Origin of the sequence: Paenibacillus barengoltzii G22 (assembly GCF_000403375.2) — a bacterium.
GTDB lineage: Bacteria > Bacillota > Bacilli > Paenibacillales > Paenibacillaceae > Fontibacillus > Fontibacillus barengoltzii.
In genome coordinates, this window is the sequence record NZ_KE159654.1 from 544393 (window position 1) to 565522 (window position 21130).

Annotated in this window: 22 protein-coding genes, 1 other RNA gene and 1 pseudogene; 3 read left to right on the top strand and 21 right to left on the bottom strand. The window is 47.1% G+C overall.

The genetic code is table 11. The annotated features are described in order from the left end of the window. Positions 1 to 291: 291 nt before the first annotated feature. Both C812_RS17235 and fliD read right to left on the bottom strand, forming a co-directional pair. On the bottom strand, positions 292 to 1203 hold the full coding sequence (locus tag C812_RS17235) for an aminoglycoside phosphotransferase family protein (RefSeq protein ID WP_016313942.1): 912 nt from the start codon (positions 1201 to 1203) through the stop codon (positions 292 to 294). A 92-nt stretch (positions 1204 to 1295) separates the two neighbouring features. Further along, entirely contained in the window at positions 1296 to 2420 is a 1125-nt protein-coding gene (gene fliD, locus C812_RS17240) for a flagellar filament capping protein FliD (protein WP_167669331.1), read from the bottom strand. Positions 2421 to 2897: 477 nt separating this feature from the next. Between fliD and C812_RS17245 the strand changes: the two genes are divergently transcribed. Continuing rightward, positions 2898 to 3512: a CPBP family intramembrane glutamic endopeptidase gene (locus C812_RS17245; protein WP_167669332.1), complete on the top strand. Its 615-nt coding sequence runs from the start codon at positions 2898 to 2900 to the stop codon at positions 3510 to 3512. Between the two features lie 226 nt (positions 3513 to 3738). Here C812_RS17245 and sigJ read toward each other — a convergent pair whose 3' ends face one another. The 4 genes and pseudogenes from sigJ to C812_RS17265 form a co-directional block, all read right to left on the bottom strand. Next, positions 3739 to 4593: an RNA polymerase sigma factor SigJ gene (sigJ, locus tag C812_RS17250; RefSeq protein ID WP_016313945.1), complete on the bottom strand. Its 855-nt coding sequence runs from the start codon at positions 4591 to 4593 to the stop codon at positions 3739 to 3741. Between the two features lie 133 nt (positions 4594 to 4726). Next, positions 4727 to 5551: an NAD(P)H-binding protein gene (locus tag C812_RS17255; RefSeq protein ID WP_016313946.1), complete on the bottom strand. Its 825-nt coding sequence runs from the start codon at positions 5549 to 5551 to the stop codon at positions 4727 to 4729. Between the two features lie 91 nt (positions 5552 to 5642). Further along, a pseudogene (locus C812_RS17260) lies at positions 5643 to 6316 on the bottom strand (FMN-dependent NADH-azoreductase). 294 nt (positions 6317 to 6610) lie between these two features. Beyond that, positions 6611 to 7813, bottom strand: a complete 1203-nt coding sequence (locus C812_RS17265; RefSeq protein ID WP_016313948.1) for an MFS transporter — start codon at positions 7811 to 7813, stop codon at positions 6611 to 6613. A 132-nt stretch (positions 7814 to 7945) separates the two neighbouring features. Here C812_RS17265 and C812_RS17270 point away from each other — a divergent pair, with 132 nt between their 5' ends. Further along, positions 7946 to 8836, top strand: coding sequence for a LysR family transcriptional regulator (locus tag C812_RS17270; protein ID WP_036625692.1), 891 nt, complete (start codon positions 7946 to 7948; stop codon positions 8834 to 8836). Positions 8837 to 8902: 66 nt separating this feature from the next. On the opposite strand, the gene ssrA is transcribed toward C812_RS17270, so the two are convergent. From ssrA to C812_RS17330, 15 genes are all read right to left on the bottom strand, one after another. Further along, positions 8903 to 9237, bottom strand: a transfer-messenger RNA (tmRNA) gene (gene ssrA / locus C812_RS21965). Positions 9238 to 9241: 4 nt separating this feature from the next. Continuing rightward, complete coding sequence (locus C812_RS22380) at positions 9242 to 9880, bottom strand: hypothetical protein (protein ID WP_016313950.1); 639 nt, start codon at positions 9878 to 9880, stop codon at positions 9242 to 9244. Positions 9881 to 10029: 149 nt separating this feature from the next. Then, positions 10030 to 10176 carry a hypothetical protein gene (locus C812_RS22385; protein ID WP_016313951.1) on the bottom strand — a complete coding sequence of 49 codons (147 nt, stop codon included), beginning with the start codon at positions 10174 to 10176 and terminating at the stop codon, positions 10030 to 10032. A gap of 79 nt (positions 10177 to 10255) precedes the next feature. Further along, positions 10256 to 11083 carry a NotI family restriction endonuclease gene (locus C812_RS17280; RefSeq protein ID WP_016313952.1) on the bottom strand — a complete coding sequence of 276 codons (828 nt, stop codon included), beginning with the start codon at positions 11081 to 11083 and terminating at the stop codon, positions 10256 to 10258. Continuing rightward, the gene (locus tag C812_RS17285; protein ID WP_208855767.1) at positions 11070 to 12266 is read right to left on the bottom strand and encodes a DNA cytosine methyltransferase; all 1197 of its coding nucleotides are present in this window, start codon (positions 12264 to 12266) and stop codon (positions 11070 to 11072) included. Before C812_RS17285 ends, C812_RS17280 begins: the two co-directional genes overlap by 14 nt. Before the next feature lie 78 nt (positions 12267 to 12344). Then, positions 12345 to 14030, bottom strand: a complete 1686-nt coding sequence (locus C812_RS17290; RefSeq protein ID WP_244268349.1) for a recombinase family protein — start codon at positions 14028 to 14030, stop codon at positions 12345 to 12347. Between the two features lie 5 nt (positions 14031 to 14035). Next, positions 14036 to 14881, bottom strand: a complete 846-nt coding sequence (locus tag C812_RS17295) for a recombinase family protein (RefSeq protein ID WP_016313955.1) — start codon at positions 14879 to 14881, stop codon at positions 14036 to 14038. Between the two features lie 223 nt (positions 14882 to 15104). Further along, positions 15105 to 15929, bottom strand: a complete 825-nt coding sequence (locus tag C812_RS17300; protein WP_016313956.1) for a hypothetical protein — start codon at positions 15927 to 15929, stop codon at positions 15105 to 15107. Continuing rightward, on the bottom strand, positions 15926 to 16831 hold the full coding sequence (locus tag C812_RS17305; RefSeq protein WP_016313957.1) for a hypothetical protein: 906 nt from the start codon (positions 16829 to 16831) through the stop codon (positions 15926 to 15928). The genes C812_RS17300 and C812_RS17305 overlap by 4 nt, the downstream gene beginning before the upstream one ends. Positions 16832 to 17247: 416 nt before the next feature. Continuing rightward, entirely contained in the window at positions 17248 to 17997 is a 750-nt protein-coding gene (locus tag C812_RS22390; protein WP_016313958.1) for a hypothetical protein, read from the bottom strand. A gap of 43 nt (positions 17998 to 18040) precedes the next feature. Then, the gene (locus tag C812_RS17315; RefSeq protein ID WP_016313959.1) at positions 18041 to 18310 is read right to left on the bottom strand and encodes a hypothetical protein; all 270 of its coding nucleotides are present in this window, start codon (positions 18308 to 18310) and stop codon (positions 18041 to 18043) included. An 89-nt stretch (positions 18311 to 18399) separates the two neighbouring features. Continuing rightward, the gene (radC, locus tag C812_RS17320) at positions 18400 to 19002 is read right to left on the bottom strand and encodes a RadC family protein (protein WP_016313960.1); all 603 of its coding nucleotides are present in this window, start codon (positions 19000 to 19002) and stop codon (positions 18400 to 18402) included. Between the two features lie 113 nt (positions 19003 to 19115). Further along, entirely contained in the window at positions 19116 to 19286 is a 171-nt protein-coding gene (locus tag C812_RS22395; RefSeq protein ID WP_016313961.1) for a hypothetical protein, read from the bottom strand. A gap of 59 nt (positions 19287 to 19345) precedes the next feature. Further along, a complete protein-coding gene (locus C812_RS22605) occupies positions 19346 to 19522 on the bottom strand; it encodes a hypothetical protein (RefSeq protein ID WP_016313962.1) in 177 nt (58 codons plus the stop codon). A 742-nt stretch (positions 19523 to 20264) separates the two neighbouring features. Continuing rightward, positions 20265 to 20624: a helix-turn-helix domain-containing protein gene (locus tag C812_RS17330; protein ID WP_016313964.1), complete on the bottom strand. Its 360-nt coding sequence runs from the start codon at positions 20622 to 20624 to the stop codon at positions 20265 to 20267. Between the two features lie 295 nt (positions 20625 to 20919). Here C812_RS17330 and C812_RS17335 point away from each other — a divergent pair, with 295 nt between their 5' ends. Continuing rightward, entirely contained in the window at positions 20920 to 21114 is a 195-nt protein-coding gene (locus tag C812_RS17335) for a hypothetical protein (protein ID WP_016313965.1), read from the top strand. Positions 21115 to 21130: the final 16 nt, after the last annotated feature.

Below are 21130 nucleotides of genomic sequence, written 5' to 3' on the forward strand. Positions count from 1 at the left end.
TCATCCAATCAAACAAAAAATCAACAACCTCGCAGGGTTGTTGATTTTATAATGGTTCTATTCACTTCAAACACGCCGCATCCCACTCCCGTTTCAACTCCACAAGGGATTGCTGACGCTTGCTCCGATCCTCACTCACAGCTCTTAACGAGACCTCATCGATAACCGCACCCAGCGTAAACTCCTCCGGAGACAAGCGCGAGGAGCAGCAAAGTCATATAGGGCACAGCCATCATAAAAATCAATCGCCGCAAATTCTTCACCCACACTTCAACTTGTACGGAATCCCATCTATATACTGGATATAAAATCGGACAAGTACCAAGCCGGCACCGGGTTCCTCATCCCGTCAAACCACGTTAAGACATCCCGGGCCTGTTGCTGCATCACGGCGACTTCCGCTTCACCAAAAGGGATCGCCCAAGGAATCGAAGACAACGCATTGTTGCCGATATAGAGACCCAATAGCTTAAAGAATTCGTCCGGAGGATTCCCATGAAAATAACCGCGAATCTGCCCCGTCGCAAAATGCGGGCTCACCTTAGCGCTCCAAACAATACGGTTAAACTCTTCCCACGGATCCCCATAATCCCAGCGATTAAAATCAATGATCCACAGCTCCCCCTCGGGCGAGATGATCATATTCCCCACATGATAATCACCATGCTGAAAGCACTGCGGCCGCTCGCTAAGGTAGTGCCGATTTGCTTCAATATAAGAGATGAGCTGCTCATCGCCTTCCATTGTTACACCGCAGTCTTGATATTGCTTGATTTTCCGGTCTACTTTTCGATTAAAAAAGGATTCCCACGGTTCTTGATCCACCGGGGCAGGGATACTGTGAATTTGCCTTAAGATTTGCCCGGCTGTCACGCCAAGATGGTATTGCATCGTGTCCGTCAGCTTCGGCAATACCGCTTGCGCATCTTCGCCGTCACACCAGGTCGAGAGGGAATAGACACTCTGGCCGTTGTTGCATACCCCAAAATCTACAGGCCGCGACATGGGCACCCCGCTTTCGGCTAATCTTTTCATCATTTCAAATTCATGTTTCTTGTGGTCGTACTGGGAAATATCTGCGATGCGCAGCAGCCATCTCTCGTTGGTGACGGTTTCGATATAGTATTTTTGGTCGCTCGACCAGCCTTTGGTGATCAGATCGATTTTTTTGAACGTTTCGTAACCTTGGATATCCGCGAACACAGAATGCTCCCTCCCCCAATCCGCCTAGAACCATTATACCTGATGCCAAAAAAGGCCAACCAATTCTGGTTGACCCGATGAATAATCCATGGCTAAAACAGCATATTCACAAACAAACCGCTTCCGTAGGTTGGCATCGTGATTTGAATCGAGGACTGGTAGATCGCGAATTGTTGTAACTGACGAGCCGTTTGGTTCATCAGGCTGCTGGCCGGCACGGTATTGAATCTTTCCATAGCTAAGGCTAGACGGTAAGCCAGGCCGACATGACTGCTAATTGCTCGCGTAGTTTGATCGAAATTCAAGCTCAAATTCTTCTTAAACTGTTCTTCATCCAACTGGAGTAAGCCGTCGCCGTCACGATAGAGACCGAGTTGCTCATAGGTCGGGGAATCGACTAAGAAGTCCAAGCTTTTTCGGATAGAGGGGTTCAAGATCCCGCCAGCTTCTGTCAGACGACCCACCATGGCATTGTAACTCGATATCAACTCACTCACTTGTGAGATGATTTTATCGGCATCCGGATTAACCTGAATCCTCACCGCTTCCATCGATGGAGCCAGGAGTGTTGCCGTCACTTTGTCCTTCTCCAGCTCAATCGTGTTCGACTGAGACGTTTGAATTGCACCGCCGTTCACGCTGTATGAGGCGTTGGACGCAATTTGGGTTGCATTCCGTACGCCTGTTGCTGACATCGCATTGCCGATAACGTCTTCAACTTCGAAAGCCTGATCCGTTCCGGTGTGGTCACTGCATAACTCTAGCTTCAGGTGGCCCGTATCCGCATCTGGGACCATCGTTGCAGTGATCCCTGTCTTTGCTGCATTGATCGCCTCTTGCAGCTTGCTCAACGCTTGATCATTCGTATCGTGCTCAGCGATCACCACCGATAGCTTGGTCGTCTTGCCGCCAAGGGTAAGGGTGAATTCATTTATCCCTTGGCTTACGACGGACGCACTTGCTCCAGACAATAGGGTTCCGCTGTTCCTTTGAGAAGTCGCAATCGCTTTCAACTTCACATCATAGGTTTGCCTTGCAGCTCCAGCCGATGCCATTGCAATAACCAGACTGCTGTCCGAGGTTTCCACCGTTCTTGCTTCGAATAATGGATTATTCCGCAGCATCAATTTTTTTGCCGCTTCTTGCACTCTGTATGTAGATTTCAAGAAGTTAACAATTCCGGTTGCCGCTGTCTTGAAATATTGCACATAATGCATACTTGGTGAGATGAGCCTGGACAATAAAGATGAACTTTCACTCATTCTATTGGAGGATTCAACATTCATGGCTGCCGTTCCGCTCGTCGAATCGATCAAGCTATACGAGTCGTTCGATAACATCATCCATCACTCCCTTTATCATGGAACTGTAAAGTTTATTCTGGATGCATGGTCCCGCTTCGCACGATGATTCGACACTTTTCCTCTTATTTTATCTCCGAATTATCGCCGATAGTTGAAGTTTAAAGAAAACTTTAACTTCGCATGTGATTAGAATTATTGCATCTTCTCCAAGCCTTGGCAAGTCCACGGCATGACAGATATGACTTTTATTATGACAACGGTCACTATGTCCATATGACATGACTTTGATACTCTTGGAATGCAGCCACTCATGCGGTTGTATTCTTAAGAGAAGGTGTGATTAACATATTTTCCTCCCTGAAAGATTCAACTAAATCCATTGTATTTATCGTGCTCGTCTTGCTTCTGGCGGTTGGTTTCAGCTTCATCCCTCATGTGAATACCTTTGCTTATATGATGACGCCAACGATTGCAGTGCTCATCATGATGTTGATCGTGACGCGTGACGGTTACCGTATATCAGGCTGGAAAAAGCTTGGTTTGCATAAACTCGGTTTCAAAAGTTGGGGATTTGCGCTGGTCGTTCCAATCATCCCGTTGGCTGTGGGATTTGTCGTTGCCTATGCGGCCAACCTATCCTCCTTCGAGCCTGGAAGTGACTTTGAAGGCTTCAGTTGGACGGTATTTCCGCTGCTTATTGTCTTCTTATACATCAAGTCGGTGTTAACCCAATCCATGGGCGAAGAACTTGGCTGGCGCGGGTATCTGCTGCCGACCATGCTTGGATGCATGGGCCGAAAAAAAGCGATGTTACTTCACGGAGCCGTCCATGGGGTATGGCACTTCCCGTTAATTCTCAACACGGAAGCGTACCACTCCGATGAGAATCTCTGGCTTCTGCTGCCCATGACCGTGCTCAGCACGATCTTTCTTGGCCCCGTGATTGGCGAAATTCGCATGCGGACCGGCAGTGTAAACCTCCTCGATGATCCACACCACGCATAATTTAGTGTGGCTCATTTTTGCCGCAGTGACGGTCGAGCATCAAGAAGCCGCAAAATATATCAGCGGGGACATGAGCCTCTTCGTTATTCTGTTCTACGCTGGACTGACATTCTATATGTGGAGACGGGGAAGAACGTCTCACAATTGATGTCATATAGCAAAAAACCACAACCATGAGGTTGTGGTTTTCCAAAATGGAGGCGAACCGTGGTATGCAGTTGACTCCCTATACCCGAGTAAGCTTATCCGGGTTTCTTACAACGTAGATTCTATGAATCTTTTCATCTCGATGTTGTAAATAGATAGCGGCCACGGCTTCGTCCCCGGATCGAAGCACAATTCCAGTCTCTCCGTTCAGAGCTGCAAACTCGGAGTGAAGACTTCCCTGAGACTTCAAGCCATGGAGCGCGCCGGCAAGGATAAGGGCCACTTGTTCGCGCGTTTGTATCGGATGTGTAGCCGCGATGACTTTTCCACCCCCGTCAGTGACGAGCATGACGTCTTCGCTCAGCAAGGATAACACAAGATCAACGTTACCTTGCTCGAGGGAGGTGAGGAAGCGGCTCACCCATTCCAATTCGATCGCGTCGGCCGCAACCGTTTCTTCCTCGGATATGCCCATCTTGCTTCTCGCTCGGCTCATCAACATGCGGCAATTTGTCTCTCGTTTGCCAAGCAGTTCGGCGATATCGGGGTAATCGAATCCAAGCGCTTCACGAAGAACGAAAACCGCACGCTCTGTCGGCGATAACCTTTCGAGCAGTACAAGCATACCATAAGACAGCAGGTCACGGCGGACGACCGTTTCGAGCGTATCCGCTTCCGGTGTCGGAATCGGCTCGGGGAGCCAAGGACCGACGTACACTTCTCTCCTCCTCCGCGCAGACTTCTGCAGATCGAGACAGCGATTGGTTACCATTTTGCACAAATAGGCCTTCGGTTCCCTCAAACGTTCGGGATCTACGTCGCAGGCCTTAAAGAACACGTCCTGCACCACATCCTCCTCATCTGCCGCAGAACCTGTCAACTGATAAGCCAGCGTGAACAACAGCGCTTTATATTTATCGTACAGTTCCTCCATACGCCATCTCACCTTTTCCTGTTGTAAAAATTGCACACCGGGGTGCTCTTTATCTATCGAAGCATACTGGCGTGACTGATCGCAACCGTTATCGGCATATTTGGCTGCGGCGAGAGTTCCATAATTTCAATCGTTAACCGAATTCCTCAGCATGATCGATCGCCCACTGTTTGAAGGTGCGAGGCGCCCGACCGGTTACTTCTATCACGGTAGGAAGCACAGTAGAGAATCTTTGACCTTGCTTGGATAGTTCAAAGAGTGCGTCAACCATTTCCCCAGGCATATACCGAAGCAGTTGCTCATAAGCGATATCGTCCGGGATCGTTTCAAAACCGATATCCCGACCCAATACTTCGCCAAGTATGCGTACTTGTTCTCTACGAGTAAGTCGTTCAGGTCCGGTTAACGTATAGATCTTCCCTTCATGTCCGTCTGAGCTTAAAGCTTTCGCTGCGACGGCAGCTGTGTCTCGCGAATCGATGATTGGTATGCTGAGGTCGCCGAATGGCACCCGGACAACCCCCTCGGTTCTGATCGAATCTTTCCATCGGAACGCATCGGTCATGAAACCGCTGGGCCGCAGGAATGTCCAGGATACACCCGATTCCCGCACTGCCTGCTCAGCTTTTAAGTGAAGCCGCGCAATAGCGTTTCCTGCTCCAATTTCAACGGTTGCCGCTGAGAGCAATACGATATGCCGCACTCCGGAAAGCCTTGCGATCCGCGGAAAATCAAAGTCGGCGGCTAGGGGCAACATCCAAAACACCTTCTCTACGCCTTCCAAAGCCGCTAGAAACGTCTCCGACTTCAATAAATCTCCAGCTACCCGCTCAACTCCTGCAGGAAGATTCGCCTTCTCCGGATTGCGGACGAGCGCCCGTACCTTTAAACCGTCCTTATGCAGCAGCCGAACTACTTCACGGCCTACCGATCCAGTGGCACCTGTAACCAGAATCATGTTTTTCACATCCTTTGCTATTTCTATTTTTATACCGTTTGAACATGATGCAGCTGAGGACAGCGGTATAAGGTTACGCGCTTATTGTGAACTAGAAGTTGGGTGCTACTTTAACCGCTTGGGCCAAGCCGTTTTCGATGATTTGCTGAGACCGATCTTGGAATTGCAAATGACCTTCGATGACAACCGTTTCAATATTCGTTATTCCCCAGAATGCCAGCATGCTTTTCACGTAGTTCACAGACATCTCTTTTTGAGCCAGCGGGCCTTCGGAGTAAACACTGCCTCGTGCGTTAAGCAGCACGACTTTCTTGTCGCCTTGCAGCCCTACCGGACCTTGTGCCGTATAAGTGAAGGTTTTGCGAGGTTGGCTTAGATAGGACAGGTAGGTCAGCAATGGAGCGGGAATCGTAAAATTCCAAAGTGGGAACGCGAATACGACTTTATCTGCTGCCAGGAATTGATCTGCGTAGCTGTTCGCGATCGCGATGGCGTTTTGTTCCCGGGTTGTAAGTTCTTCACCCTTGGAAAGCTTGATAATGCCCGAATACATTTCGCCGTCGTAGTAAGGCAGCTCCACTTCGAAAAGGTCTAATTCCGTGATATTGTCATTCGGGTTTTTCTCCCGGTAATCGCTTAAGAAAGCGTCGTATAGCTTTAAGCTGATAGATTGCTCCCGATTGTTAGCTTTAACGAATAATACATTTGCCATGTTCATCATTCCTCCAGAAATGTAATAGAAGTTTTGTCTCTGAAAATATTCATGGTATTGCTTGCGTCGATCCTCATCTCCCCTTTGCGTTTTGCACATATGACGACGTACGGCTCTGATTTGTAACATGGAAACTCCATGACATGGCCAATGACTTGTCTGGTAACCTATGGACACAAGAAACCACCTCGAACGCGGATTGGCGGGGTGAAACAGGTGTGTGACCTGTATGAAAACAAAAAAACTTGCCGACGAAGGGCAAGCTTTAAATTTCCAATAAAACGTATCAGGTCCGTTATCCACGACCGAGTAAGCTCCGTAGATATAAAAGGCAGACACCCCACTGATTACGGCAGCTTAACACGTACGAACCCTGCTGCAGCCAAGGCTGCCACAGTTAAGATCGCGGCAAAGGCGGTTGCTCCCGTGGCCAATCCGGTATAGTCGATCAGGTAGCCCGTGCACACAGGGAGGATAGCGGCAGGGATATAGCCGCCGATGTTAAGAACCGCGTTCGCTTCGGCTCTGCGATGCTCAGGAACATGCAAGCCGATCAGTGTCAGGCCACCGAGTTGGCCGAGACCTTGACCCGCACCGGCCAGCAAGGCTGCCAGCACTAGCGGGGTGACGGCGGAAGCATAGGAAGCGATCACCATGCAGAGCATGGCGAGAAAGACGGACGCTGCGCCCATCAGAAGCTGGCCTCGGATGGTAACCTTCTTCAGGAGAAATTGAACCCCCGTCGCCATCAAAAACATGAGGCATGTCATTCCGCCGGCGATAAGCGGATCCGAGGCGCCCAGCAGCTTCTTCAGCAGTGATGGGCCGAGCGACAGCATAAATGATGTTGACGTGATGCCCGGAGCGAAGACCGCGATGCCAAGAGCAAGGTGCAGCCGGTTGTCCTTGGGCACGCTGGGCAGCCGAAGCCGCCATTCGCTTTGGCGTGCTGGGAAGCGCATTCGTGGAAGCGACCCGGCAACGGCGAAGGCGCTGGCCAATATCAAAAGTTGGGTGCCAAACAGGGGAACGACCGGTTGGGAGAGTAACTCGGAAAAGATGCCTGATAACAGCGGACCGAGTCCTGCACCCAGCACCATGGCGACCGAAGCGGCGAGCGCAGCCGTCTTTCTCCGAGCAGGGCCTCCGACATCCACGACCGAAGCCATGCCAGCCGAGACGATGACGCCGACGGCAATGCCCGATAGTAATCGCGCGAGCAGGAGTGATGCGACCGTGGAGGCCGTGCCAAAAAGAAGACAGGCAAGCACGGCAGCCGCAAGGCCCGGGAACAACACCGGCTTACGACCGTACCGATCAGACAACTGACCGGCGACGAGCAAGGTCGCGAGCAAACCGGCGATATATGCGGCGAAGATTAATGTCAGCGTACCATTGGAGAAGCCCATTTCCTGCTGCCAGCGAACATAGAGTGGGGTGGCCGAATTGGACAGGATGAAGACCGCCGTTACGAGCCAAGCGGTCGTCCATATTCGCCAAGCGCTAGGGACAGGGGCGGTATATTGGGCTTGATCAGAAGCAATTGCCATCCACAAGACCTCCTAAGATGAAGAATTCTCAAAGCACTATTGGCCCTCGAATCTCATCATAGGGTATAATCAAATATAACTGAAATACATAAAATGAATATAATACATAACCAATTAGTTATGGTGGAGTGCATGCAAATGAACTTGAACCTTCTCCGAATCTTTGTGCAGGTTGCAGAGACATCGAACATTACGGAGGCATCCAAAGCGTTGTTCATCTCACAGCCAGCCGTGAGCAAAGCGATCAAAAATTTGGAGACGTCGCTTGGCATCCAACTGTTCATCCGTGACAAGCATAAAGGGTTGCTGCTGACGGAAGCAGGGCGGGAGATTCTCGTATTAGCCAGGCAGATGAAGGCGATTGAGAACAGCATTTATCAAATTGCCGGCCGGGAGAACCGCCTGCTCGGCGGCAAGATCAAAGTCGGTTCCTTCCCCGCAGCAACAACAAACTTGCTATCCAAGGCCATCGCCGTTTTCCGTACAAATTATCCGTTGGTGAAAATCGAGTTGCTGGAAGGCGTCTCCGATCAAATCAAGCAATGGGTAGAAGACCGAACAGTAGAACTAGGGATTGTGGCGTCTCCGTTCGATTCATTAGAATTCGAGAAATTGCAGTCCGACTACATGGTTGCGATCGTTCCTGTGGATCATCCGCTGGCGAAAGAACCGATTATCGATCTGAATTGCTACCGAGACGAGGTTATTTTCTGTAAAGGCGGGCATGAGATCGCCATGAATTCCATCCTGAGAGAATACCGGATCGAGTTGGGGGAAGGTTTGACGGTGCAATCGGCCGAAACCTTGATCCGTATGGTCCGTAACGGGCTAGGCATCGGGCTGATCTCCAATTTTACGCTATCTTCCGTGTCGCACGATTTGGTCGTCAAGGAGATTCGACCGGGCGTCACTCGTGATATCGGCATCATCGCGCATTCCTTCGGGGAGATATCGCCGGCAGCCAAACAATTGGTTACCGTCCTGCTCCAAACGGGCCAGGAGTCGGGCGAAGGTTTCGAGTGATCAGACAGGATCGCCGAGCAATAAATCAAAAACCACAACCATAAGGTTGTGGTTTTTTAAGTTCCAAAATGGAGGCGAGGGGAGTCGAACCCCTGTCCGAAGATAACGCCACACAGGTTTCTACGGGTGTAGTGACAGTTTTGATGTCACCCTAAAGCCGCCCCGTCACCGGCTGCTCTTCGGGTCAGCCTGATTGTCTTCTTCCGCTAGCCCCAGGCGGAGACTAGACGGCGTATCCCACTAATGTTGAGCCCTTATCCCGCCACATGGGCGATGGAGGGTAAGAGCCTGGAGGCCGTTATTAGGCGGCCAGAGCCAGAGAAGGTTGTTGTTGTTTGCCGTTTAAATTTGGCTTCCGCGTTGTTGAAGCGGGACTACTATAAATCAATTTACCCAGAAACATTTTTAATAATATAAAGCAAAATGAAACTTATCATCAGGTTTGCCTAAAAAAATGCATGTAACTTCTTCTTGATAACCTCTAATTGATATTGGCTTTTCTATAAAAGCTTGTTCGTATTTGTAAAATATATCTTTAGTTCTATCGCTATCTGCCTTGTGTGTTAGAAATGGAAATAACCGCAATCTCTCTTGATTAATTTTGGGATATTGGCCCTGCCCTTCTCCAAGTTGCATTAATTGACTGAATCGCTCAACAGCATTAAACCAACCAATGACAAAAGCCCTCTTACCCTTATGTCCACTTATTATTTCATTTATTAACCAATCGTAATCTTTTTGGAATGCTTCCTCCCATACAATTTTGTTTGCCCTTTTCTTAATATTTGAGTTACTTAAAAAATTCCGAAGATATTTAACTTCAATAATGAAGTCCTTTTTCGGTACTACAATATCACGTGCAGTACCCTGCATATTAAAACTAGCCATCTGTCTAAAAGGGTATCCCAATCTTACGACTAAATCAGCTTCACAAAAATTAATATCTGCAAACAACTTTAACTCATCCAAAGTTTTTGATTCAAACCTTTCATTAAACTCATCAATTATAAACAAACAAGTTGATATTAAGTATTTATCTATCACCTTTAATTCTCCTATGCAGTATAAAATATGATTAAATAGCTAGTTCCATCCACTTTTTCATCATCCAGCATATCATCAATTCCAGCAATTCTACAATTCGTAGCGGGATGTGATTGGAGAATCGCTGTCAACTCGGCAGGCATTTGTGCTTAACCTGTTCTGAACCATGATTTGGCTAGTTCTTTGGCACTTCTTCCATTCCGCCATTGAAGCTCCTTTTTGTCTGGCGGAGAGTAGCGAAGCCAATCATCCGTATTAGCAATGATATTGCCATTGGCAGATTGGATTGTAACCATGACTTAGCCCCCTTATCAAATTATGCTTTCGTACAGCAGAAAGAGGAGGCCAAAGACCTCCCCAACATCTCGCATTTCACTAAAGTTGACGCTTAATTGCTTCAACAAACTGGTCGCGGTTAGGCGGCGTTTCATAAACAACTGCGTTCATCAAGACACTGTGTTCAGTTCCGACAACTTCTTTCAATTTCAATCGATAGTAACCTTCCTCATCCTTTTCAGAAGTATCTAGCGAGTATGACATAAAGACAATACTTGTATTCTCGTCTTTCGGATTAGTTGCCGCAAATCTAACCCTTTCCCTTATGCTTTCCAGAAGGAAGTCCTGTACAACTGCAACAATTTTCTTTCTCCAAGTTGAATGAAAGTAACCCTTCTTAATAAGTTGTGTAAGATACCTCTTATGGACGTTAGCTGTATTAAAATTGTATTTCGGCGGTCTTTCCATGACTACTTGGCTAATGTGATCGGTATATGCGTCCGATACACTGCCTGTAATGTCAATAGCTTGCAATTCGACAGATACAAACTTATCAAGAACCGGGAGAGTTGAAGTGTCGCATACAACCATATCTACGTTCCCGATCTTGCCCATTTTTATCTCTCGGACAGCCTCAATCTTCTCACGATCATACGGACCAACCCAAACATGTTCAAGTATATCTCCAACGATGTCTGCTGTAAAAAACCTTTTCGGACATACAATTACTGGTCTGCTTGGAACACGATTAACACCCGAACCGCTCTGCTTCCATAAAGTACAGACTGGAAATGGGTCTCTCGTATTATGGCCCCTTTTTACACACCGATCACTAATGAAAGGGCAAATGTAATCAGCGTTTACCGGCTCATGCATTTCATCTGCAGGACATCCAAGTATCTCTACAAAAACATCAGTGGACTTCAATCAATTTCTCCTCCGAAGCGGCCTCATGTTCGTTCATCACATTGATGATTTCCATTGCAACGGCTCTTGCAAGCAATGGAGGAACAGCATTGCCTACTTGTTTATATTGTTCGGCTTTAGGCCCAAGAAATCTGAATTTATCCGGGAAAGATTGAAACCTCGCCGCTTCCCTTACCGATATGACCCGATCTTGCGTTGGATGGAAATACGCTCCCCAGTGAGGGTCACACTTGGTTAAAATCGTACTACTGAGCCCTTGGAGCGACAGTCTGCCATACCGCTTGGTGTGATCAGAACGTTTTGCCTTTTTCATTCCGGCAGGCAGTAAATCAACAGGAATGTCTCTCCAGCTCCCACCCTGTTTGATGTACGATAACCGCTTGATGTTAATATCACTAAGGTTCGGAGAAGTATGATTAAACACCTTCAGCGATCCGTCTCTTACGTAACGCTGGTATTCGCATACTCCTTCTTGAGTGTAATCCATTTCGTCTGCTCCGCCATTCACTCCGATTTCCGGCAAATCCATAATTGCTTGCTCTACATTTACAAAGGGACGGTTCACTCCATCATGTGATGGCTCAGGAAACCGGATGGGCAAGCCAAGCCTGTTCCCTATAAAAATAATACGTCTTCTTTCCTGAGGGACGCCGTACTCCTCCGCTTTCAAAGTCTTGCATTCAACTTCGTACCCCAATTCAGTTAAAGAGCGAATAATTTCCTTAATCGCCAATCCGCCTTCAACCGAACTCATTCCGGTGACATTCTCCATAACAATCCACTTTGGATACAAACCTTCGACGATTCTGATGTACTCTCTAAAGAGCCCGGAACGTTCGTCATGCATGCCCCGTTGATGATTATACACACTGAATGCCTGGCACGGAGGGCCGCCCGCAAGACAGAAAAGCTCCCCTCTCTTCAATCCAGTCCGTTTCAAAATATCTTCTGCTTGAATATCTTGAATCGGCCCGTCGAAAAAGATAGTCTCAGGGTGGTTATGTTTGTATGTAGCAGCCGCGTGATCATCAAAATCATTTGCCGCAAGAATTGTAAAACCCGCTTGCTTTAAACCTTCTGAAAGACCTCCTGCACCGGCAAATAAATCAACGCATGTATAGATCATATCCAGCACCTCTCTAATCCGTGTTATTATTCGACAAGAAAATGCCAAATCCTTCAACGATTATAATAAAAACATTATACCAAACGCTTGTTCGTATTAAAAGGTATTAAAAAGGGGGATTGCTCCCCCGCAATCTTACCATTCAGTGACTATCGTTTTCTCATATACTGCAATACCATCGAAGTTCAATCGTATTGTCAAATACAACTTTTTCGTCTCCCGTTGAATAAACAGATTTGAAATGATTTTTCCAGCGAGTTGGTGCAACATTTGCGGATTGGCTACCTCATTGTCCAACAAACTGATAAAAGTCTGAATGTCGTACTTCACAGATGCAATATATTCTTCGGGTACATCGACCGCTGGAATACCCTGAGCAATTGCTTCATACTCCGCCACCTTCATCTGCAACTCCCGATTCATCTCGTCAAGCATCTCCTGATGGTATGGCTTTCCTTTTCCCGATTGTATGTCCGCTTCAATAGCCTGAACCTTTTTCTTCAGAAAGGCAATCTCTGCCTCCAGATTGGATTGCTGGACGATCAAATGCTTGTTTTTATCGTTATGATACAACCGGATTTCCTCAATTAGATTGTTGTCCATCGACAACCTCAACAACGTGGTACGCAATTTATTTGCAACCAATTCTTCAACCCGTTCTTTCCGCCATCCGACGTATAAACAATACTCTTTACCCTTTCTTAAATAACCGCCGCAAGTGTAATACTTTTGCCCGCCGCTCTTGGTTCGCGTAGAAGCCGAATTACCGACCATTCGGGTTCCGCACTTGTCGCAGACCATTACCCCTCGAAGCCAGAACGGCGAAACCGGCTTGGCGTCGAATGGCTTATGAGTTTCTCCACCGCCATTGTGCCGCTTCTTGGCGATCTCTTGGCATAAATCAAACAATTCCTTGGAAATCAAGGCTGGATGAGCATTCTCAGTGATAATCCACTCCGAACGGTCTCTCCATTTTTTGCCCTTGGTCTGATAGTCCTGCTTGTTCCACACCTTGCGGCCAATATACGATTCGTTGTAAATGATTGCACGGATTGTACTTGCCGACCATGTACCGCCTTTCTGCGACGGAATCTTCCGCTCATTCAGTTCGGATGCAATCTTGTGGTATCCCTTATTCTCGTAGGCGTACTGATTGAATATCCACCTCACAATATCTACTTCTTCACGCGGCCCCGGAACCCATACTGCTTTCGTTTTCTGATTCCCGAGAGCAATATGTTCAGTCCGGTATCCGTAAGGCGGCGTGCCGCCGTTACTGTATCCTTGCTTTGCGTTCTGTGTCATGCCCTTCCGAACTTCTGTAGCCAGGTTTGCATTGAAAAATTCGGAGATGACTTCAAGCATTCCTTCAAGTAACAAATCCTGCGGTGTTTCCGCCTCCGTTTGCTCGGTAACGGAGATTACCTTTACTCCGAATTGATTCAACAACGCTTTGTAGATCACATGATCGTCGCGTTTCCGCGAAAACCGATCAAACTTGTGGACGACAACCGCATCAAAGGGACGATTGGGCCGCTTTGCCAGTGCAATCATCTTTTGAAATTCAGGGCGATCATCGGTCTTGGCTGATTTGCCTTTCTCGATGAATTCGTTGACGATAACCCAACCTTTGTTCTGACAATACTGCTGAATGGCTTTAATCTGTGCCGGAATAGACAACTCCTTTTCAGCCTGACGTTCCGACGATACACGGGCGTAAATGGCAACTTTCATGAATAAACATCTCCTTCGTATAATGGTTTTGAGAATAAAAAAGCAGGTACACCGATGTGAACCGGCATACCTGCGATCAAACTGCATATGAACTATTTATTTTGTTTCCGCGACATCAGTGATGCTTGGGCGGCACTCCATAGTTTTTCATCGATAATTGCGGGATGTGCGTTTTTCGTTACTATCCACTCATCCGCCGGATTTACGGTTCCATTGACTGCGGATTTCTTGTTCCATACGCGATGACCCAAATACACCTGATTGCCAAGTATAGCGAGTATCGTTGATGGTCTCCAACGGTGTCCTTCCGGCACTCCTTGCAAATTTAATTCACGGGCAATACGTTTGCCTCCCATTCCCTCTGCCGCCATCCGGAACATTTGCCGGACTAATCTTACTTCTTCATCCGGGCCAAGTTCATACGTCACCTTACTTCCCCTCTGGACACGGCGATAGCCAAACGGCACTCTTCCGCCGCAATGGAATCCCTGTGCCGCGTTCTCACGCATTCCCTTTAGTGTCTCATGCTTCAGATTGACGTTATAGAATTCACTAATGACTTCCAACATACCTTCAAGCAGAACGCCGTGGGGCGTGTCTGGCTCTGTAGGTTCTGTTGCCGATAAAACAATAATACCCTGCTTCTTTAGCAGGGCTTTGTAGACAACGTGATCCGCCCGGTTGCGGCTAAAGCGGTCAAACTTGTGAACGAGAATCGCTTCAAATTGCTTATCCGGCAGTTGTGCGGCGGCAATCATCCGTTGGAAGTTCGGTCTGTCTGCAGTTTTTGCCGATTTCGCCTCATCCACAAATTCACCGACAATGTTCCATCCATGTTCTTTCGCATACCGTTGCAATGCTTCCCTTTGAGCGGGGATGGACAGTTCACGCTCTGCTTGCTGTTCTGACGAGACTCGAAGATAAGTTACTACCTTCATTTGAATCGATCTCCTTTCATCGTAATTTACAACGCATCTCACCGTTGTATAGTCCCTGTAAAAGAAAAAGCCCGATCCCACAAAAGGATCGAGCAAGCTATACATATATCGATTTTTACATTACTTCGGCAGAAGCCTCTGTGATATGTTGGTGGGTTTGTACGTAGAATATCTTGCTTCTACCTAGTAGTTTCAAGGGTTTACACGAATTCTGTGCGTTTCCTCAGTTCAGTGATATTCGTATGCAGCTCTTGGTTGCTTCCTCCTTGGTCAAATGAATGCTGTGAACATCCTGAGCTTGAAGTCCCAGCTTCTCCAGCAGTTTGAAATACACCTTTGCCATGTTGTCGAGGTCTTTGTCTTTAACTCTTCCCTCAAAGTTCATGTTCAGCTTGATTGGGCCGCGAGCCGCAACCCTCATGCCGTCCGCATGGAGAGCATCTACTATGCTGTCACGCCGATCGTCTACATCAAAAGACCATTGTGCATCGTTGTCGTAGTCAAAAAACAACGGTTCCTGTTTAGGTATGACATAGATCGGCACGTCATCCACCGCATGAACCAATCTTCTCTTATTGCTGATACGTTCGAATAATGCTACGGAGAGCAAATCAGGCGGTTTTGTGGGTGACGGTTTGACTTTAAGATTCTTATACTCTATCGTACTCGCAAAAATCAATTGATCGTTTGCGACGATCTCCATGTTCAAGCCGTCTATTACAGACTTCATCACTGACAACAACGGAAGCTCATCCAGCCCGCGGCAAGATGCCAATTTAATCTCCACTTCAAAAACGCCAGAAACGGGAAGCCGAAACCCTTGATAGGTAAGAGGCCCGCGAAACAGCATTGCGATCTTTGCCTGAAAATCCATCATCGGTATGTTTTGAAGCAAGTGTACTTCGTCGTTCATTACCCTGCGTTTCTTATGCTCATAAGGTTCACCCAGCGGCTCGTCCATTATTGTGATTTGAGAAACGCCGTCATGTTGAATCTGAACCTGTTGATTGCCAATAGTAACGGAGAGGTTCTTCATGCTTTCCGTCATAGAATCATCCTGCCTTTCTTCCGCTTCATAAGTTCGCTTTCGATTTTGTGCTGAATCAGATAGTACGGACGCAAAACGATCTTGACATCATATTGCTGTGCAGGAGACTGGCAACGGCCTGTATCTCCGTAGTAAACGCCCTTGACGAAATAACACTCTACCGGTTTTAGGAGTCCGTTTGCGATAAACCAGTTGATGACACTACCTATTTCTTTCTCCGAGCTTTTCAGACTGCAACAGAACCATTTAGACAGCCTTAACATACCGTTAGATTCTATTGAAACCATTTCAGGGTCAATCCCGCCGAAATACTCCAGCCAAGTATGTGCGTATAGCAACAACAAGGTCTTCAACTTCCGGTCTGACCATGTCTTCCGTACTGAAGGAGAGCTTTTAAGTATACCGTCGTCAAACGCTTGCCTTGGAGCCATGATGTATCCAAGGTTATTGTTTTTGAGCGAAAACCATTCATACGCCATATTTTTCATTCCGATAAATCTGTTGCTGCTTTGCAGAAAATCAGGAACGGGCAGAATTTCACATTGAAAAGGCTGGTGTTTGCTGGTGTTCGTTCTAACGATAAATTCATTATCCTCAAGCCAAGTAAGTGCTGCAGAAACTTCCGGCGGATAATTCATCAATCGTGTAGCCCCAGGGTTCATGTTTGCGTAATTCAAATCAATGCAGATTGCTTCCTTCGATCTCTTAAACTTCCTGTCCTTTTGATCAAAGTGCTTGCACAGGTACAGGTAAATCCGAAAAATATCAGGGTTCGGAAAATCAGGGTACACTTCCGAAATGATTTTTCGTTGCACCATGAACCATTGCGGTTGTATATCAAATTGTGGGCCTGCCGTACTTTTTACGAGCAAAGTGCTCAAATTTTGAATTTGAATAGCCATAACCATCCTCCGTTGCTACCTCTCTTCTCCAATTGTATTTGTTTCTGTTAATGTATTAAAGCTCCTCATTTATAAATCCCAATTTCAAATTCCAGACCACCGCGAGTTGTGCTATTTCAGCAACAGTAAGCCGTCAAGGCCGAGGCGAAGCCGAGCTTGTTTCAGTCTTGACGAGCGATTCCGACATCCGACACTTTTGTATGCCCTTAGCGGTCAGCTAAGGGACGCCAAACGGCGAGTGACGGGTTGCAAGGGCGGGTAGTCCTTGCGGGCCCCTCATGGGGCGGTGGGGTGGTTTTGGACTGCGGGCCGCGAGCGTAAGCGAGCGGCCCATCTTCCTGTCATCGGGTTATGCATACCCTTCAGGCATAAGGATCAGATTGCACATACGCTAAATGTCATCTTCGGTACGCATTTCAGCACATACAACACATTAAGCGGCAGAGGAATGAAATACGATTCTGCGTCCTGATCAATTTCAACGCTGTAGGAATAACACGGCAATGGCTCATAAGTCTGATGAAACAGCCGCCACACAATTGAACGGATGTAGATCTCATCTCCAACCGTAGCAATATGGATTGTCCTTTCCTTAGCGGACAGGGCAACCATTGACGGGAACTCAATCCTTTTTCACGGTCAAGAATGAGGGTGACAGAGGCCGTCTGGCCGATCAGCAGTCTATCTCTTTTTACCAAATGAAAAGAGCCTTCTGAGGGCCGATTCTGGCCGTCAGAGGCAATGGATACATACTCAATCATGTGTTTGGCAAGATTGAGTACTACTTCATGGCTTTGATAAAGCACTTCAACACCCACATACAGCATACGCCGATGGTGGTCAATAAGAAAACTGCACGGCGGGGATGTTTTTTCTTTGGCAAAGGCCGCTGTTTTCCAACTGCAATTCATCTCCAATGATTGAGAAAAATAAGCCAGCCGAATCAGCTGTTCCCGAGCAAATCTCCGTATTATTCGAATTTCAAAACAGTCGCCGGTTATGGATGAAATGCACTGGACCGAATCTGCCAGTGAGTCTGCTGGGCTCAGGTGATCCACCAGAACATCGGACTTTAACGTGCGAACCGCCAGCATTGTTGGAATGACTTTCTGTGTTTTTGAAATGGATTCGGCCATCAACGAATATTTTTGTGCATGTATGCTCATCTGCGTTATCCTCCTGTGCATCATGGATTAAATGATGATCGAATTAATGATTGTCACTATTTCGGTCAATCAGCCGGGCCAGAAACGCCTTTTCCGCTTCGATTAACCGCAATTTCAGTTCAAGGCTGTATTGAATGTCCAAAATGGCCGCAATGATCTCTGAAAGTGTCTCCTGATGCCAATTGACTTGACTGCGGTAAACGCCGCCAATCACAACCTCAATGATTTCTTTGCATGTTGCTATTCGACGGCTGTATTCATCGGAAAGAAGAACAAGTTTCTCGTATGCGGCAAGCCATTGTCTGCGGTGCATGTTTTTCACTCGCTCTCAAACGTGATTGGATAAAAGAAAACGCGGTGCCGCCGATCTGCATTGACCGAAAACACCACGTTACTTAATAGCTAAATCAATCCATGTTCTTTCAAACTGTAGAACTGATCGCCGCCGATTATGATGTGATCAAGCAAGTCAATTCCGATGATGTTCCCGCTCTCCACAAGACGTTTTGTAATCTGAATGTCCTCTGAAGAAGGAAGTGGAGAACCACTCGGATGGTTGTGAGCCGCAATAATAGAAGCACTGCTCCGTTTGATGGCAGCTTTGAACACTTCACGCGGATGTACAATAGAAGCATTCAAACTGCCGATAGATATTGTTTCTCTTGCGATCACGCCATTCTTGGTATTCAGGAACAGAACGACAAAATGCTCGCATTGCAAATACCGCATCTCGGGGATGAGAAGGTTGGCCGCGTCACGGGGACTCCGAATAATGTACTGAGACTCGACAGGCACATTCAGCTTTCTTGCCAATTCGAGTGCGGCCAGGATTTGTTTTGCCCGGACTTTGCCGATGCCTTTGATTTGCATCAACTCTTGTTCTGTGACAGACATCAGGTCAGCAATCGAGGGATAGCGGGAGAAAAGCTCCTCAACAATGTAGGAACCCGGACGCTCGGCCAATGTTTGAGCAAACAGGTTCTTGATGGTATCGTAATGATTCAATGCAATAACCTCCTGAACATGCAAAAAGGGAAGCCGCGAAGGCCTCCCGCTTGCGAGATTCGATTAAATTGAGATAAGATGAAAGCAAGATATTTTCTCTTTAGTCGCTCCGATTAGCGGGCGGCTTTTTCTTTTTGGATCTCCAGTTCAATGAGCACCAGTTTGGTAAGCACACGAGCATACTGCATACCTTCCTCGGTGTACATCGGAGCATTCTTGTCCATTGTGCGTATCACCGACAGCCAGAATTGCTTCTGCTTCCGAAGCGTTTGCAGACGATTCATTTGTCCTCACCTCCTTCTCAGGAATAAAAATCCGTCCATCGTTGCCCATCAAAGCAACATTAGACGGATACTTCGTGCATCACGCGGTACGTGATCAAGACTTCAACTTGCCCGTTCTTCAGGGCAACTACAGCGTATTTGTCACTATCGATCTGTACACTGTAAATGAAGCCCTTGAGTTCGCAATAGCCGAGATACTCCTTCTGACTGTTGCGTTTGAACGCCTGATAATCCATTTTCGTTTCACCTCCTTGTCTTAATCTGGAACCGGCAATTACCTTGCATCTGCGTGTTTCCGGTGAGATTGGAGTTGACGGCTGAAATACTTTTCAAAGTATCGTCGCATGTAATAAGCCGCTGTCTCATCGTCCAACTCCCAACAGCGTCTGAACCATGCGTACAGTAAAGTGCCGGCGATTCGAATTTGTCCCTGAGCAACCAATCGCTTCAGCAATGTCTGCAATTCTTCCGGCAATCCCCTGCGTACAACCATTTGCATTCACCTTCCTTTCATGTCCCGGCACTCTCACAACCGGAGATTTTCACTGTTAAATGCCCACGACAAATAACCCGCTTTGATTCAAGCAGGCAAATCAGCGATGGGAATTATTCTCTGTTAACAGGATTGTAACCTCACGTCAATCCGCATCTAATGACTCAAGTATCAATTGTTATGCTGCACTCCAATTAATGGATGGAGACTGCTTTTGAGGCATGGTAGCACCTCCTTTCTTTGTGATTTGACAAGCCTCTCACCTTGCCTGTGTCCTCACTGTCAAAACGGCTTTTGTAGCCAGAAAACAAAAAAAGGACTGCTATCTGCCAAATTAGCAGACAACAGTCCTATGCAACCGGGTGGGGCATGAAACGGCAGGCCCCCCGTCTTCTAATATGGATGGGGGTACCGCCGGAAAATGTATGTAGTTTTTTTCCTATATCGGGCCAATTGGGCCAATACAGGGCGTGCAAACGAGGGCTTTAACGGTTCTTTCGATCAATGGTGTTTAGAAATTCACGAGCCACCGTTAAAACAAAATCCACTTCTTCGATTTGTCGCTCACCCAGTAAAGTGATCAAGTCTTCGAGCTTGTTTTGTATTTCGCCATTATCCGAATGCTCCATTATTTCATCTATATCCTCGAACAGTTGAGCGGGCTTTACACCTAAAGCCTGAATAATCTTGCCCAACGATTCCAGCGATATATTGCGAGTTCCACGTTCAACATCACTTATATAGCTGAAGCTGAGGCCAGATTGCTCCGCCAAACGCTCCTGCGTCATCCCTCTTAACTTTCGAATCTTGCGGATTTGTTCACCTACCATTTGCTTGAAATCCATTGTGTATCACCTCTACTTCAGCTTAGTAGAGAGTGATTGCGACGCTTATCCTATCATAGTGACAATCAGACTACACCTATAAGGGTAATTTGTTGTATAATGGCCTTGGACTCAACCTGCCAAGATTCTACATTTTTTATTAATGCAAAGTTGAACAGGCTCTCTTCCCACGCCATCTTTCTCGCAAGTCATTGGTCAGATAGCATTTATACGTTCTGATCATCAATCCGTGGGAGCCGCCGTGCTCCCTCTATTTATATTGTGACTATACATCAATCTAAAGAAGGTGAATGTTATGGCAACATTGGCTTTACTGTTAAAAATCATCGGTGCTGTTTCGGAAATTTCCGGCATTGTACATATCATTGCTTCGATCAGAAAGAAGAAGAGAACACAAATCGGGGTCGGATTCATTATTTTGGTTGTCGGCGTCATTTTGCTTGTGATTGCGACCAGTATCGAAGACAAAATGCGAGCCGGTTACTACTAAGTATCGAAAGGGAGTC

Excerpts from the sequence above, each read along its gene's own strand:
- fliD (WP_167669331.1), bottom strand. The coding sequence starts at position 2,420 with ATGCATTATGTGCAATATTTCAAGACAGCGGCAACCGGAATTGTTAAC.
- sigJ (WP_016313945.1), bottom strand. The coding sequence starts at position 4,593 with ATGGAGGAACTGTACGATAAATATAAAGCGCTGTTGTTCACGCTGGCT.
- C812_RS17255 (WP_016313946.1), bottom strand. The coding sequence starts at position 5,551 with ATGATTCTGGTTACAGGTGCCACTGGATCGGTAGGCCGTGAAGTAGTT.
- C812_RS17265 (WP_016313948.1), bottom strand. The coding sequence starts at position 7,813 with ATGGCAATTGCTTCTGATCAAGCCCAATATACCGCCCCTGTCCCTAGC.
- C812_RS17270 (WP_036625692.1), top strand. The coding sequence starts at position 7,946 with ATGCAAATGAACTTGAACCTTCTCCGAATCTTTGTGCAGGTTGCAGAG.
- C812_RS22385 (WP_016313951.1), bottom strand. The coding sequence starts at position 10,176 with ATGGTTACAATCCAATCTGCCAATGGCAATATCATTGCTAATACGGAT.
- C812_RS17290 (WP_244268349.1), bottom strand. The coding sequence starts at position 14,030 with ATGCAGTTTGATCGCAGGTATGCCGGTTCACATCGGTGTACCTGCTTT.
- C812_RS17295 (WP_016313955.1), bottom strand. The coding sequence starts at position 14,881 with ATGAAGGTAGTAACTTATCTTCGAGTCTCGTCAGAACAGCAAGCAGAG.
- C812_RS17300 (WP_016313956.1), bottom strand. The coding sequence starts at position 15,929 with ATGACGGAAAGCATGAAGAACCTCTCCGTTACTATTGGCAATCAACAG.
- C812_RS17305 (WP_016313957.1), bottom strand. The coding sequence starts at position 16,831 with ATGGCTATTCAAATTCAAAATTTGAGCACTTTGCTCGTAAAAAGTACG.
- C812_RS22390 (WP_016313958.1), bottom strand. The coding sequence starts at position 17,997 with ATGAGCATACATGCACAAAAATATTCGTTGATGGCCGAATCCATTTCA.
- C812_RS17315 (WP_016313959.1), bottom strand. The coding sequence starts at position 18,310 with ATGCACCGCAGACAATGGCTTGCCGCATACGAGAAACTTGTTCTTCTT.
- C812_RS22395 (WP_016313961.1), bottom strand. The coding sequence starts at position 19,286 with ATGAATCGTCTGCAAACGCTTCGGAAGCAGAAGCAATTCTGGCTGTCG.
- C812_RS22605 (WP_016313962.1), bottom strand. The coding sequence starts at position 19,522 with ATGGATTATCAGGCGTTCAAACGCAACAGTCAGAAGGAGTATCTCGGC.
- C812_RS17330 (WP_016313964.1), bottom strand. The coding sequence starts at position 20,624 with ATGGATTTCAAGCAAATGGTAGGTGAACAAATCCGCAAGATTCGAAAG.
- C812_RS17335 (WP_016313965.1), top strand. The coding sequence starts at position 20,920 with ATGGCAACATTGGCTTTACTGTTAAAAATCATCGGTGCTGTTTCGGAA.